Source organism: Streptomyces sp. NBC_01723 (genome assembly GCF_036246005.1).
Taxonomy (GTDB): domain Bacteria; phylum Actinomycetota; class Actinomycetes; order Streptomycetales; family Streptomycetaceae; genus Streptomyces.
In genome coordinates this window covers 2,621,225-2,633,958 of record NZ_CP109171.1, presented here as the reverse complement: position 1 = coordinate 2,633,958, position 12,734 = coordinate 2,621,225, and the positions used below count along the sequence as shown (strand labels likewise).

At 73.4% G+C, this 12,734-nt stretch carries 12 protein-coding genes; 10 read left to right on the top strand and 2 right to left on the bottom strand.

The features are described from left to right. Nucleotides 1-147: 147 nt before the first annotated feature. A complete protein-coding gene (galE, locus tag OIE75_RS12280) occupies nt 148-1,119 on the top strand; it encodes a UDP-glucose 4-epimerase GalE (RefSeq protein WP_329470806.1) in 972 nt (323 codons plus the stop codon). 24 nt (nt 1,120-1,143) lie between these two features. Here galE and OIE75_RS12275 read toward each other — a convergent pair whose 3' ends face one another. Further along, nucleotides 1,144-3,306 carry a hypothetical protein gene (locus OIE75_RS12275; protein ID WP_307012036.1) on the bottom strand — a complete coding sequence of 721 codons (2,163 nt, stop codon included), beginning with the start codon at nt 3,304-3,306 and terminating at the stop codon, nt 1,144-1,146. 207 nt (nt 3,307-3,513) lie between these two features. Here OIE75_RS12275 and proB point away from each other — a divergent pair, with 207 nt between their 5' ends. The 5 genes from proB (at nt 3,514) to OIE75_RS12250 (ending at nt 8,468) form a co-directional block, all read left to right on the top strand. After that, complete coding sequence (gene proB / locus OIE75_RS12270) at nt 3,514-4,620, top strand: glutamate 5-kinase (RefSeq protein WP_307017894.1); 1,107 nt, start codon at nt 3,514-3,516, stop codon at nt 4,618-4,620. Nucleotides 4,621-4,761: 141 nt separating this feature from the next. Further along, a complete protein-coding gene (locus OIE75_RS12265; RefSeq protein ID WP_443078445.1) occupies nt 4,762-5,280 on the top strand; it encodes a hypothetical protein in 519 nt (172 codons plus the stop codon). Between the two features lie 97 nt (nt 5,281-5,377). Further along, on the top strand, nt 5,378-6,664 hold the full coding sequence (locus OIE75_RS12260) for a glutamate-5-semialdehyde dehydrogenase (protein WP_122620139.1): 1,287 nt from the start codon (nt 5,378-5,380) through the stop codon (nt 6,662-6,664). Nucleotides 6,665-6,743: 79 nt separating this feature from the next. Further along, the gene (locus OIE75_RS12255) at nt 6,744-7,313 is read left to right on the top strand and encodes an SCO2584 family spore wall biosynthesis protein (protein ID WP_307012032.1); all 570 of its coding nucleotides are present in this window, start codon (nt 6,744-6,746) and stop codon (nt 7,311-7,313) included. A gap of 84 nt (nt 7,314-7,397) precedes the next feature. Beyond that, on the top strand, nt 7,398-8,468 hold the full coding sequence (locus OIE75_RS12250; protein ID WP_307012030.1) for an SCO2583 family membrane protein: 1,071 nt from the start codon (nt 7,398-7,400) through the stop codon (nt 8,466-8,468). A gap of 15 nt (nt 8,469-8,483) precedes the next feature. Here OIE75_RS12250 and OIE75_RS12245 read toward each other — a convergent pair whose 3' ends face one another. Then, on the bottom strand, nt 8,484-9,626 hold the full coding sequence (locus tag OIE75_RS12245) for a M48 family metallopeptidase (protein WP_307012029.1): 1,143 nt from the start codon (nt 9,624-9,626) through the stop codon (nt 8,484-8,486). A gap of 141 nt (nt 9,627-9,767) precedes the next feature. Here OIE75_RS12245 and OIE75_RS12240 point away from each other — a divergent pair, with 141 nt between their 5' ends. From OIE75_RS12240 to OIE75_RS12225, 4 genes are all read left to right on the top strand, one after another. After that, nucleotides 9,768-9,929 carry a hypothetical protein gene (locus tag OIE75_RS12240; RefSeq protein WP_185832559.1) on the top strand — a complete coding sequence of 54 codons (162 nt, stop codon included), beginning with the start codon at nt 9,768-9,770 and terminating at the stop codon, nt 9,927-9,929. Nucleotides 9,930-10,056: 127 nt separating this feature from the next. After that, a complete protein-coding gene (locus OIE75_RS12235; RefSeq protein WP_107420146.1) occupies nt 10,057-10,224 on the top strand; it encodes a hypothetical protein in 168 nt (55 codons plus the stop codon). A gap of 59 nt (nt 10,225-10,283) precedes the next feature. Further along, complete coding sequence (nadD, locus tag OIE75_RS12230) at nt 10,284-10,979, top strand: nicotinate-nucleotide adenylyltransferase (RefSeq protein ID WP_122620144.1); 696 nt, start codon at nt 10,284-10,286, stop codon at nt 10,977-10,979. A 16-nt stretch (nt 10,980-10,995) separates the two neighbouring features. Next, the gene (locus OIE75_RS12225; protein ID WP_307012025.1) at nt 10,996-12,726 is read left to right on the top strand and encodes an LCP family protein; all 1,731 of its coding nucleotides are present in this window, start codon (nt 10,996-10,998) and stop codon (nt 12,724-12,726) included. Nucleotides 12,727-12,734: the final 8 nt, after the last annotated feature.

Below are 12,734 nucleotides of genomic sequence, written 5' to 3'. Positions count from 1 at the left end.
CGGGAAGCGGCCGGAGAACTTCCTCACATTCGGCCCCCCTGTCCTCTTTGCCGACTTCCATCGCATTCCGCCCCATGTGCCCGACTCGATTTTCCGGGGCCCACGGACGAGTCTGCACCCAGTGACGAAGACCTGGGAGGCATGAGGATGAGCTGGCTGGTCACGGGCGGAGCCGGGTACATCGGCGCGCATGTGGTGCGCGCCCTCGTCGACGGCGGGGAACACGTCGTCGTCTACGACGACCTGTCCACCGGCAGCACCGACCGCGTCCCCGACGGGGTCCCGCTGGTGGTCGGCAGCGTGCTCGACGGAGCCCTCCTGGAGGGCGCGATTCGTGACCATGCTGTGACAGGCGTGGTGCACATCGCGGGCAAGAAGCAGGTCGCGGAGTCGGTGGAGCGGCCGCTCCACTACTACCGGGAGAACGTCACGGGCCTCGCCACCCTCCTGGAGGCCATGACGGCCACCGGTGTCGGCCGCCTCGTCTTCTCCTCCTCCGCCGCCGTCTACGGCATGCCCGATGTGGACCTCGTCACGGAGGACACCCCGTGCCTGCCGCTGAGCCCCTACGGCGAGACCAAGCTGGCCGGCGAGTGGCTGATCAACGCCGCCGCCCGGGCCCACGGCATCCGGGCCGCCTCGCTGCGCTACTTCAACGTCGCGGGTGCGGCCGCCCCCGAGCTGTCCGACTCCGGCGTCTTCAACCTCATCCCGATGGTCTTCGAACGCCTGGAGGCGGGGGACGCCCCGCGCGTCTTCGGCGACGACTACGCCACCCCCGACGGCACCTGCGTACGGGACTACATCCACGTCGAGGACATCGCCTCCGCCCACCTCGCCGCCGCGCGACGGCTGGCGGACGCCCCGGAGGGGACCGCGCTCACCCTCAACGTGGGGCGCGGTGAGGGCAGTTCGGTGCGCGAGATGGTGGACCGCATCCTCAAGGTCACCGGACGGCAGGACGCCGCGCCGCGGGTGAGCCCCCGCCGCCCCGGCGACGCGGCCCGCGTCGTCGCCTCCGCCGACCGGGCCCGCGAGGAACTGGGCTGGACGGCCCGCCACGACCTGGACGCCATGATCGAGACCGCCTGGCAGGGCTGGCGCCACCGGCACGGCTGACGTCCGGCCTCCCGGCTGCGGCGCTCAGGTGCGGCCCCGCGGCTCCGTCTGCCCGGCGTGCGGGGTGCCGGCCGACGCCGTGGGCCGCTGGGCGGGCCCGCGCCGGGGCCCGGGCAGGGGCAGCTCCGTGGCGAGCCGCTCGGCCATGCGCGCCCGGTGCTCCCCGGCCGCCGTACACAGCGACCGCACGGCCGCCGCGAAGCGCTCCTGCGGCGGCGGCCCGGCCGGGCCCAGCAGCCGCAGGGCCAACGCGGCGCGCTCCCCGGCCAGTTCGTCCAGCTCCGGATGGCGGACCGCGTCCAGCAGGTCCGGCACCCCGGCCGCGTCCGGCGTCAGCACGGTCGCCGCCACCACCGTCGGGAACGTCTTGCGGAACACGTCCTCGGCCAGCCCGCTGGTGTTGGCCACCGCGTACGGCTTGCCGCTCGCCAGGAAGTCGCTGATCACGCTGGAGACATCACTGATCAGCAGGTCCGCCCGGTTGAAGCAGGTGTAGAGGGGCGGCCGGACGTCCGTGACCACCTGGTGCTCCCACCCGGGCAGCGACGCCCAGTACGCCTCCTCCCAGGCGGCCGTCGCCCGCGCCACCGCCTCCGCCCGCCCGGACGCCGGCGCCGGACCGCGCAGCATCCGCTCCGCCTGGTCGGCGGCCGACCGGAAACCGGGCGCGGTGAGCCGGTCCAGCTCCGCGGTCCGCCGGGCCAGCTCGGCCGCTGCCGACGGCGCCGGCCGGGGCCCGCCCCGCTCCCGGTTCGCCGCCCGCACCAGCTCCCGCACGCGCAGATCGGCCGCCCGGGCCCGCGGATCCACCGACCCCGTCAGCGGATGCGGCTTGTACAGCAGCCGTACCGCCGGGTCCGCGAGCAGCGCCCGGACCAGGTGCTCGCCCGCCTCGACCACCGACGTGTTGCCCGGATTGCCGTCCCAGCCCTCCCAGGTCGGCGCGTACAGCACGGTCGTGAAGGCTCCCGGCGCGGGCGGTCCCGCGTGCGGCCGTACGGCGCCGAGCTGCGGACGGCCGATCTCCACCACGTCCTTGTCCTCGACGCCGACCTCCGCCAGCGCGTACCGCTCGCGCGCCGCGGGACCGGCCACCCACACCTCGTCGTACGCCTTCGCGTACGGGTTGCAGGAGGACGGCTTGTCGCTCTCCCCGTGGTTGACGAAGGCGTGCTTGATGGTGGGGATGCGCAGCACCTGCGAGGTCTTCCCGGAATTCGAGGGGTGCAGCAGGACCCGGAGGGTGGAGTGCTCCAGGCGCATCAGCGTGGACACCTTCGGCAGGCACACCACGGGGATGTCCGTCGCCGCGATCCGCTGCACCATGAACCGCTCGCGCAGCACGATCACCGGCCGCCCCTCCAGCCGCGCCAGCGGCTCCAGCCACATGTTCGCCTGGTACGCCGAGGACGCCCCGCCCGAGAAGTACAGGCCGACCGTCGGCCGGTACTCCGCCAGCCACGCCTCGAACCAGTCGAGCACCTCTTGCTCACCGGCGGGCCTGCGCCCCGGCAGCAGCCGCGTCAGCAGCGCGCACAGGCCGGCCAGCGCCAGCGTGAGGGAGAGCCCCAGGCCCGCCGCGCCCCACACCGGCGCGTCGGTGGCCGCCGTGGCCAGCAGCCCGGCCGACGCCGGCAGCCCGAAGACCGCCAGGCGGGGGCCGGGGCGGCGCAGCAGCAGCGGGGGCGCCGGGGTCAGCCGCAGCGCCGAGGCGTCGATGTTCCGGGTCACCACGGGCAGCGTCCGGGTGCGGCGGACCAGGACGGACACCGCCTGGACCGCCCAGTGCAGCGCGTAGAAGACGAGCAGCGCGGCGACCAGCGGGGCGTACACCCCCTCCCGGTGCTGCTCGCCGAGCCGCAGCAGCCCGATCACGAGCAGCAGGTCCCGCAGCACGTGCCGGACCGTGACGTCGGCGTGCGACTTGGCGAACAGCGACACCATGCCCCGCTGCCACCGGTACAGCACCCCCTCGGCGGCCAGCGAACCGGCGGTCGCCGCGAGCAGCAGCGGCACGTGCGGCAGCAGCGCGCCCACGGCCTGGGCGGCGAAGGCGGCCGCCAGGACGCCCAGGACGAGCAGCTTCACCACGGTCCGCCGGCCGGGCAGGCACGGGCGGGAGGGGCGGGGGAGGCGGGGGCGGGGCAGAGAGAGGGGCACTGCGGTCGCTCCAGGCTTGTCGCGCATCGGACATCCGGGTTAACGCCGGGCGGCCTCCCGACGACACGCGCGTGTTGACGCCAACCCCCGTGCGGAGGTGCCCCGCGCCCTGTCCGCAGCCTGGACCGCGGCGCGGGGCGGGTCCCCCTTCGCGTAGATTGCCTGGCGAGCGCGGGGTTCGCGCGCGTCGAACGGGAGAGGCGGACGGCAACCGTGGCAGGGGCAAGGCAGGCCGTGGGCGAGGCCCGCAGGATCGTCGTCAAGGTCGGCTCCTCCTCGCTGACCACCGCGTCGGGCGGCCTGGACGCGGACCGGGTGGACGCCCTGGTGGACGTCCTCTCCAAGGTCCGCTCCGGCGGGGAGCGGGAGATCGTCCTCGTCTCCTCCGGCGCCATCGCCGCGGGGCTGGCCCCGCTGGGCCTGCGCCGCCGCCCCCGGGACCTGGCCCGCCAGCAGGCCGCCGCCAGCGTCGGCCAGGGCCTGCTGGTCGCCCGCTACACCGCCTCCTTCGCCCGCTACGGCGTCCGCGTCGGCCAGGTGCTGCTGACCAGCGACGACATGAGCCGCCGCGCGCACCACCGCAACGCCTCCCGCACCCTCGACAAACTGCTGGCGATGGGCGCCTTCCCGATCGTCAACGAGAACGACACCGTCGCCACCGACGAGATCCGCTTCGGCGACAACGACCGGCTCGCCGCCCTCGTCGCCCACCTGGTCCGGGCCGACCTGCTGGTCCTGCTCTCCGACGTGGACGGCGTCTACGACGGCGACCCGAGCAGGCCCGGCACCTCGCGGATCGCCGAGGTGCACGCCCCCGCCGACCTGGCGGAGATCGAGATCGGCAGCACCGGCAAGGCGGGGGTCGGCACCGGCGGCATGGTCACCAAGGTCGAGGCGGCCCGGATCGCCGCCGCGGCCGGCATCCCGGTGGTCCTGACCAGCGCGGTCCACGCCGCCGACGCCCTGGCCGGCGGCGACACCGGCACCTACTTCCACGCCACCGGCAGGCGCTTCGCCGACCGGCTGCTCTGGCTCCAGCACGCCTCCACCCCGCGCGGGGCGCTCATCCTCGACGAAGGGGCGGTGCGCGCGGTCGTCGAGGGCCGCAAGTCGCTGCTCCCGGCCGGGATCGCCGGCGCCGAGGGCGGGTTCGCCGCGGGCGACCCCGTCGAGCTGCGGGACGGCACCGGACGGGCGGTGGCGCGGGGCCTGGTCAACTTCGACGCCAAGGAGATCCCGCGGCTGATCGGCCGCTCCACCCGGGAGCTGGCCCGCGAGCTGGGACCCGCGTACGAACGTGAGGTCGTACACAGGGACGATCTGGTGATCCTGCATCCGTAATAGGTCGAAACGTCCCCGAATCGGCGGTGGACGTTCCGCAAAACCGCCCCGCGATCCCGCGCGGCCTGCTCAACTTTTCTCAGGGACGAACCCGGCCGACCGCCGGGCCAGCCGTGTGTGAAGGAGGCCGTCGTGAGCGGAGTGCGCCCTGGGCCGGCGGCGTCCCGCGGTGGTACCGCCTCCCGCGGCGGCTCGGGCTCCCGCGGCACGGGCGCCCGTCCCGGCGGCCCCCGCAACGGCGCCCGCGCCCCCGGCGAGGAACGCGCCCTGACCAGCGTCGCGGCCGGCGACCGGTTCCGGGGCGAGGATCCCGGGCACACCCCGCGCCTGTGGCACGTCACCCTCAGCGTCTCCGGCGCCCGCGCGCCCCTCACCGAGGTGCGGCGCGCCCTCGAACAGCTCGCGCACGACCATCCCTTCCTGCTGACCAGCAGGTACGCCGACGATCACGCGGAGATCCGGTACTGGGAGGAGGCCCGCGACCTGCACGACGCCGCCGCGGTCGCCCTGCGCCTGTGGGGCGAGCACCGGCAGACCGCGGGACTGCCGCCGTGGGAGATCGTCGGCCTGGAGGTCATCGACCGCGCCACCTACCACCAGCGCATCGCCGCGGGGTACGGCCCCGCGCCGGCGACGCCGGTCGGGGTGCACCCCTTTTAGCGGGTTCCGTTTTGATGGGGTTCCGTACCGTCCGTTGCATGTCTCGGGGTTTGGGACAACCGGTGGACGGCCTGGCCCGGCCCACTACGCTGCCCCCATGACCACGCTCTCGCCGTACGACTCGATGTCCCCGGTCACCCGGGCCGCCTACCGGGCCAAGGCAGCCGCGGCCGACCTCGCGCCGTTGCCGCGGGCCGTCAAGGACGACGCGCTGCTCGCCGTCGCGGACGCCCTGGAGGTCCGGACCAGCGAGATCGTCGAGGCCAACGCGCAGGACGTCGCCAAGGCCCGCGCCGCCGGGACCAGCGAGGCCATCATCGACCGGCTCACCCTGACCCCGGAGCGGGTCCGCGCCATCGCCTCCGACGTGCGCGACGTCGCGGCGCTGCCCGACCCGGTCGGCGAGGTCGTGCGCGGCTCCACCCTTCCCAACGGCATCGACCTGCGCCAGGTCCGGGTGCCGCTCGGCGTGGTCGGCATCATCTACGAGGGCCGGCCCAACGTGACCGTCGACGCCGCCGCCCTGTGCCTGAAGTCCGGCAACGCGGTCCTCCTGCGGGGCTCCTCCTCGGCCTACCAGTCCAACACCGCCCTGGTCAGGGTGGTGCGCGACGCCGTGGGCGGGGCCGGGCTGCCCGCCGACGCGGTCCAGCTGGTGCCCGGCGAGAGCCGTGAGAGCGTGCGCGAGCTGATGCGGGCCCGCGGACTGGTAGACGTCCTCATCCCGCGCGGCGGCGCCTCGCTGATCAACACCGTCGTCCAGGAGTCCACCGTCCCCGTCATCGAGACCGGCACCGGCAACTGCCACGTCTACGTCGACGCGCGGGCCGACCTCGACACGGCCGTCGACATCCTGGTCAACTCCAAGGCGCAGCGGGTCGGCGTCTGCAACGCCGCCGAGACCCTCCTGGTCCACCAGGACATCGCCGCCGACTTCCTGCCCCGCGCCCTGGACGCCCTCGCGGAGGCCGGGGTCACCGTGCACGCCGACGAGCGCGTGATGGCGTACGCCCAGGACTCCAAGGTGACGGCCGTCGAGGCCACCCCGGAGGACTGGGAGACGGAGTACCTGTCGTACGACATCGCCGCGGCGGTCGTCGACTCCCTCGACAAGGCCGTCGAGCACATCCGGCTGTGGACCTCCGGCCACACCGAGGCCATCGTGACCACCTCGCAGCAGGCCGCCCGCCGTTTCACCCAGCTGGTCGACTCCACCACGGTCGCGGTGAACGCCTCCACCCGCTTCACCGACGGCGGCCAGTTCGGCTTCGGCGCCGAGATCGGCATCTCCACCCAGAAGCTGCACGCCAGGGGCCCGATGGGGCTGCCCGAGCTGACCAGCACCAAGTACATCGTCACCGGCGACGGGCACGTACGGCGCTGACACGATCGCGGCATCCCACCCAACGGACGAATTTCCCGGCCGTCTGCCCAAAACGACCCCCCAGGTCTACTCTGGAGCCGTGCCGGAGGACGTGGGGGGTACGCCGTTTCCCGACGGCTGGGAGCCCGACGACGAACACGACCGCGGGGTGTCGGACGAAGAGTTCGCCTCCGTGGTCTTCGACGAGGCCTTCGTACGGGCGGCCGCGGTGCACGAGCCGACCGCCGTCGAGCGCCTCCTGGCCGCCGCGCAGGCCCGCGCCGAGGCCACCGAGGCGGAGGCGGCCCGCCGCGGCCGCACCAGAGCCGAGCGCCACGACGACGGGTACGGCGATTTCGGCCATGATCCCGACCTCGACGACCCGGACGACGACCGCGACCTCCTGGACCGCCCCTACGGCGCCCCTCCCGCGTCCGGCAAGCAGGTCCGCTGGCACCGCCCCGTCGCCTGGATACTCGCCCTCCTGATGGGCGTGGGCATGGTCGCACTGGCCTTCGTGGCCGTCTACCGGGGAGCGTCCTCGGGCAGCGGCACACAGCAGGTGCCGCCACCCGCGTCGACCGGCCCCGAGCAGGGCGGCTCCGTGACCCCCTCGGCCTCCGCCGACTACTCGCAGCCCGCCGTCCCGGTGCTTCCGAGCAGCCCCTGACCTGCCGTCCCGCGGCCCGAAGCTGTCCCAACTTGACCTGCACCGGCGCGTTTACGCGACCTTCCGCCGACCTACCCTGAAGGTATGGCAGGGCTTGGCGATCCGCCCGGAGGGACGCCCGAGGGCGCCCCCGGCGGCGGAGAGGACGAATACCGATCCGTCGTCTTCGACGAGTCGTTCGTCCGCGCTGCCCGGCTCCAGGAGTTCTCCGCCCAGGAACGCATCACCGACCACGCCCCCGCCGTCCGCCGCCGCCCGCCGCTGCGCCGGGCCGGCCTCTCCCGGCAGGCGCTCGTCCTCGTCGTCCTGATCGCCGTGGCCTTCGGCACCGCCATCTACATGGGCGTACGGCACCCGTACCAGAACCCGTCCGCGCAGCGGGCCGCCGAGCCGGTGCGGATGACGGTCGTCCCGCTCGCACCCCAGGGCAGGGTGCCCGGCGCCGACGACGCCGGCTTCCTCTACGAGCACAGTCCCGCCGCGCGGTTCCGCACCGCCGCCGAGGGCGTCCCGCTGCCGGGGGTCCGGCGCACGGCGCACTTCTCCGAGGACCAGGTACTAAACGCGCTGACCACCGCCAAGAACTACATCGTCCGCTCGGCACTGGACCCGGACGTGCTCGGCGGCCGGGAGGTGCGTTCGGTGCGTGTCCTGCTCGACCCCGACCAGCTCCACCAGTTCGACGAGAGCTTCGAGCGGCCCACCGCCGACGGACGGCACGCGCCCACCGGATGGCTGGTGCGCTTCGACCCCGTCCGGGCCGAGCTGGCCGACCCCGAGATCCGGGTGAACGGCAGCCTGCGGGCCCTGGAGACCGACGCGTCCACGCTGGAGGTCACCGCCGACCACACCATGGTCTACGCGCTGCGGCCGGCCGGTGACCAGCGCGCCGGGACGTCGCTGTTCACCGTCCGGCGCGAGCTGACCTTCCGCTACGACCGGGAGGACCTGCGCCTGCACCAGACGCAGCTGGTCGCCTCCTACGTCCAGGCCGGGCCGCTCTCCTGCGCCGAGGACTCGGCGAACCACCTGCGGCCGCTGCTCGCCGGCCAGACGGCCAGGACCGGCGCCCCCGCCGGCACCGACCCGTACACCTCGGACAACGCCACCGCCCTGTGCGGGACCCTCGCGGCGAGCGCCCAGCCCAAGGTGTGAGGTCCCCGCGCCGGGTCAGGCGCCGTCGCGCGGCGGGCGGTCGTCCGGGTCCTTGGGGCCGTCGGTACCGGCTGGGCCCTCGGAGGACCCGTTCGCGTCACCGGGCGGTCGCGGCTGGGAGGACGTGAAGCCGCCGAAGCCCCGCCGCATCCGGTCACCGAGGTCACCGGCGCCGCCCGCGATGTCGTTGACCAGCTTCATCAGCGGGTCCTTGGAGCCGCGCACATGCGTCGCGTAGTGGGAGGCCGACTCCCGGAAGGAGTCCCGGACCGAGGTGTCCTTGTCCTCGTCGCGCCGCGGGTAGTGGCCGTCCATGATCCGCTGGAAGTCGCGGGAGGCCGCCCACTTCTTCAGCTCGGCCGCCCGAACCGTGGTGAAGGGATGGGTGCGCGGCAGCACGTTGAGGATCTTCAGCACGGAGTCGCGCAGGTCGCCCCCGGCCTCGTACTCGTCGGCCTGCTCCAGGAACGCGTCCACGTTCATCTCGTGCAGGTGGTTGCCGCCCGCGATCTTCATCAGGCCGCGCATGGACGCCTGGATGTCCTGGCCCACCAGCAGCCCCGCCCGGTCGGCGGACAGCTCCGACTTGCGGAACCACTCCCGCAGCGCGGTCACGATCGCCATGATCGCCACGTTGCCCAGAGGGATCCAGGCGACCCGGACGGCCAGGGAGGTCAGGAAGAGCAGGATGGTCCGGTAGACCGAGTGCCCGGACAGCGCGTGCCCCACCTCGTGCCCGACCACCGCCCGCATCTCCTCCTCGTCGAGCAGCTCGACCAGGCCCGTGGTCACGACGATGATCGGCTCGTCCAGACCGATGCACATCGCGTTCGGCACCGGGTCCTGGTTGACGTACATCGGCGGGACCTTCTCCAGGTCCAGGATGTAGCAGGCGTCGCGCAGCATGACGTTCAGATGGGCGAACTGCCGGTCCGAGACGCGCACCGAGTCGGACAGGAACAGCAGCCGCAGACTCCGCTCGGGCAGCAGGCCGCTCAGCGCCTTGAAGACCGTGTCGAAACCGCTCAGCTTGCGCAGCGCCACCAGTGCGCTGCGGTCGGCCGGATGCTCGTACGCACGTGAGGAGATCCCCGGGAAGCGCCTGCGCTGCCGGCTCGGCACGTGCTCGTGCCCGTTGTCCTGATGGCCGTCGGACATGTCTTCCCCCATGTGCGTGTGTGTGGCCTGTGCGGGTGTCTGGCCTGTGCGAACCCTTGTGCGGCCCTTTGCACCCCCGGAGCCGGGCCCAGCCTAGGCGGAGATACCGTGGACGGGCAGTACGTCGAAGGAGTCCACGCCATGCAGCACATCCCCCACCCCGACTGGCTCGCCGGGGCCGCGACCGCCGCCGAGCAGCAGGGGCCGGGGAATCTGCTCCGGATCGTCCTGATCGTCATGGTCCTGGGGTGCGTGCTGACCGCGTGGTTCCTGCTGCGGGGGTACAAGCGGAAGGACGACTGAGCCGATCCGAAGGTTCCCCGGACCCCCTCCGCGCGGCCCCGTCGGCGGAGTCGGCGTGATCGCCCGTGAGCGGCCCGCATACGATGAGCGGACGTCTTGTCCCGCCCACACCGGATAGGTCCTGCCGATGAGCCTTCCCCTCAGCGCCGCCCAGTTCGCCACCCTCGCCGCCGAGGGCGGCGAGGAGCACAGCGGCAACCACGAGAGCCTCAGCCCCTACGTCACCGGCATCGGCGCGTTCCTCGCCCTGATGCTCCTGCTGTGGATCACCACCCGGTTCAACCGCGACCGCTGAGCACCCGTGGCCGTGGGGGCGGCCGGGGTGCCCGGGGTGGGCCGGTAGGGTCTGCACGCATGGGAGAGCAGGACACGCCTACCGGCCCGGCGTACACGCCGGGGCGCGGCACGCAGAACGCGGTGCCCGCCCGCGCCACCGGTCCGGGCAACGGCCCGTCGTCGCCGGGCAAGCGCCGTCTGGGCGTCATGGGCGGCACCTTCGACCCGATCCACCACGGGCACCTCGTGGCGGCCAGCGAGGTCGCCGCGCAGTTCCAGCTCGACGAGGTGGTGTTCGTCCCCACCGGACAGCCGTGGCAGAAGAGCCACCGCACGGTGTCCGCGGCCGAGGACCGCTACCTGATGACCGTCGTCGCGACCGTCGAGAACCCGCAGTTCTCCGTGAGCCGCATCGACATCGACCGCGGCGGCCCCACCTACACCGTGGACACCCTGCGCGACCTGCGCGCCCTCAACCCGGACGCGGACCTGTTCTTCATCACCGGCGCCGACGCCCTCGCCCAGATCCTCACCTGGCGCGACAGCGAGGAGCTGTTCTCCCTGGCGCACTTCATCGGCGTCACCCGGCCCGGTCACACCCTCACGGACGCCGGACTCCCCAAGGGCGGCGTCTCGCTCGTCGAGGTCCCGGCCCTCGCCATCTCCTCCACGGACTGCCGTGCGAGAGTCGCCAAGGGCGATCCCGTCTGGTATTTGGTGCCGGACGGCGTCGTGCGCTACATCGACAAACGCCAGCTGTACCGCGGCGAGTGAACCGAGAGGGGCACCGGTGAACGACGGATACGCCGCGGGATACGGCGGCGACGACCAGTACGAACTCGTCGGCTACGACGAGTACGGCCGGCCGGTCTACCGCCAGGCCCAGGCCGCTCCCGGCGGGCAGCAGCAGTACGACCCGTACCAGCAGCAGGGTCAGCAGTACGGGCAGCAGGGCTACGGCTACGACCAGTACACCCCGGCGGACGGCGGGCAGGCCGCCCAGCGGCCCTACGACCCGTACGACCCCTACGGCTCCGGTACCGGCTACGACACCGGACAGCAGCCCGTGACGCCAGGCCAGGGCTCCTACGGCCATCCGCCCGCCGCGCAGCAGCCGTACGACCCCTACGGCCAGGCCGCGACCAGCGGCCCGCAGCCCCGGGTCGCCGAGCAGACCGCGCACATCCCGCAGCAGGCGGGCCCGCGGGAGGAACCGCAGCCGGCCGCCCCCGCCGCCGACGACCGGGACTACCGGACCGAGCAGTTCGCCTTCGTCGAGGAGCCGGCCGACGACTCCGAGGACGTCATCGACTGGATGAAGTTCACGGAGAACCGCACCGAGCGCCGCGAGGAGGCCCGACGGCGCGCACGCACGCGTGTCGTCGCCCTGGTCGTCGTCCTGGCGCTGGTCGCGGTCGGCGGCGTCGGCTACCTCTGGTACGCCGGAAAGCTCCCCGGCGTGGGCTCCTCCGACGACAAGACCGGCGGTACGACGGCGGCGGGCGCCCAGAAGCGCGACGTGATCGCCGTCCACCTGCACGACACCAAGGGCGGCAGCACCTCCACCGCGCTGCTCGTCGACAACACCACCACCAAGAAGGGCACCGCCGTACTGGTGCCCAACGACCTCGCCCTGACCGGCGACGACGGCAGCACCACCACGCTCGCCAAGTCCGTCGACGACGAGGGCCCCGACGCCACCCGCACGGCCCTGGACTCCTCCCTCGGCACCGACATCGAGGGCACCTGGCGTCTGGACACCCCCTACCTCCAGATCCTCGTCGACCTGGTCGGCAACATCGAGGTCGACACCAACGCCGACGTCGCCGACCCGGAGGCCAAGGACAAGGGCGCCACGCCGCTGGTGCGCAAGGGCCAGGGCCAGACCCTCAGCGGCAAGATGGCCGTCGCCTACGCCACCCACCGCGGCTCGGGCGAGCAGGCCGACGCCCAGCTGCAGCGGTTCGGGCAGGTCATGCAGGGGGTGCTGCGCAAGCTGTCGTCCGACCCGCAGGCCGCGACGACCACCATCCAGACCCTCGGGCTGATCCTCGACCCGCCGCTGACCGAGAAGGACCTCGGCTCCTTCCTCGCCGGGCTCTCCGACCTGGCCAAGGGCGGCGACTTCAGGACCGAGCTGCTGCCCGTCGAGGAGGGCGGCTCGCTCAGCGCCGAGGCGAGCGACAGCGTCGTCAAGGACATCCTCGGCGGCACCGCCAAGAGCCCCGACAAGGACGCGGCAGTCAGCGTCTCCGTCCGCAACGCCACCGGCGTCGAGGACCGCACCGGCAAGGCCCGCGTCGTCCTGCTCAACGGCGGCTTCACCTTCCTGTCCGGCGGCACCGCCTCCGGCACCGAGGCGAAGTCGGAGGTCGTCTACGCCGAGGCCGCCGACAAGGAGAACGCCGTCCAGGTGGCCAAGACCCTGGGCCTGCCCACCGACGCCGTCGCGCAGGGGAAGACCTCCGCGAACGCGCGGGTCTCGGTGGTGCTCGGCCAGGACTACGAACCGGCGTCGTAGCGGCCGCG

Excerpts from the sequence above, each read along its gene's own strand:
- OIE75_RS12260 (WP_122620139.1), top strand. The coding sequence starts at position 5,378 with ATGACCACGCTCTCGCCGTACGACTCGATGTCCCCGGTCACCCGGGCC.
- OIE75_RS12275 (WP_307012036.1), bottom strand. The coding sequence starts at position 3,306 with ATGCGCGACAAGCCTGGAGCGACCGCAGTGCCCCTCTCTCTGCCCCGC.
- OIE75_RS12250 (WP_307012030.1), top strand. The coding sequence starts at position 7,398 with ATGGCAGGGCTTGGCGATCCGCCCGGAGGGACGCCCGAGGGCGCCCCC.
- OIE75_RS12245 (WP_307012029.1), bottom strand. The coding sequence starts at position 9,626 with ATGTCCGACGGCCATCAGGACAACGGGCACGAGCACGTGCCGAGCCGG.
- OIE75_RS12235 (WP_107420146.1), top strand. The coding sequence starts at position 10,057 with ATGAGCCTTCCCCTCAGCGCCGCCCAGTTCGCCACCCTCGCCGCCGAG.
- OIE75_RS12240 (WP_185832559.1), top strand. The coding sequence starts at position 9,768 with ATGCAGCACATCCCCCACCCCGACTGGCTCGCCGGGGCCGCGACCGCC.
- nadD (WP_122620144.1), top strand. The coding sequence starts at position 10,284 with ATGGGAGAGCAGGACACGCCTACCGGCCCGGCGTACACGCCGGGGCGC.
- galE (WP_329470806.1), top strand. The coding sequence starts at position 148 with ATGAGCTGGCTGGTCACGGGCGGAGCCGGGTACATCGGCGCGCATGTG.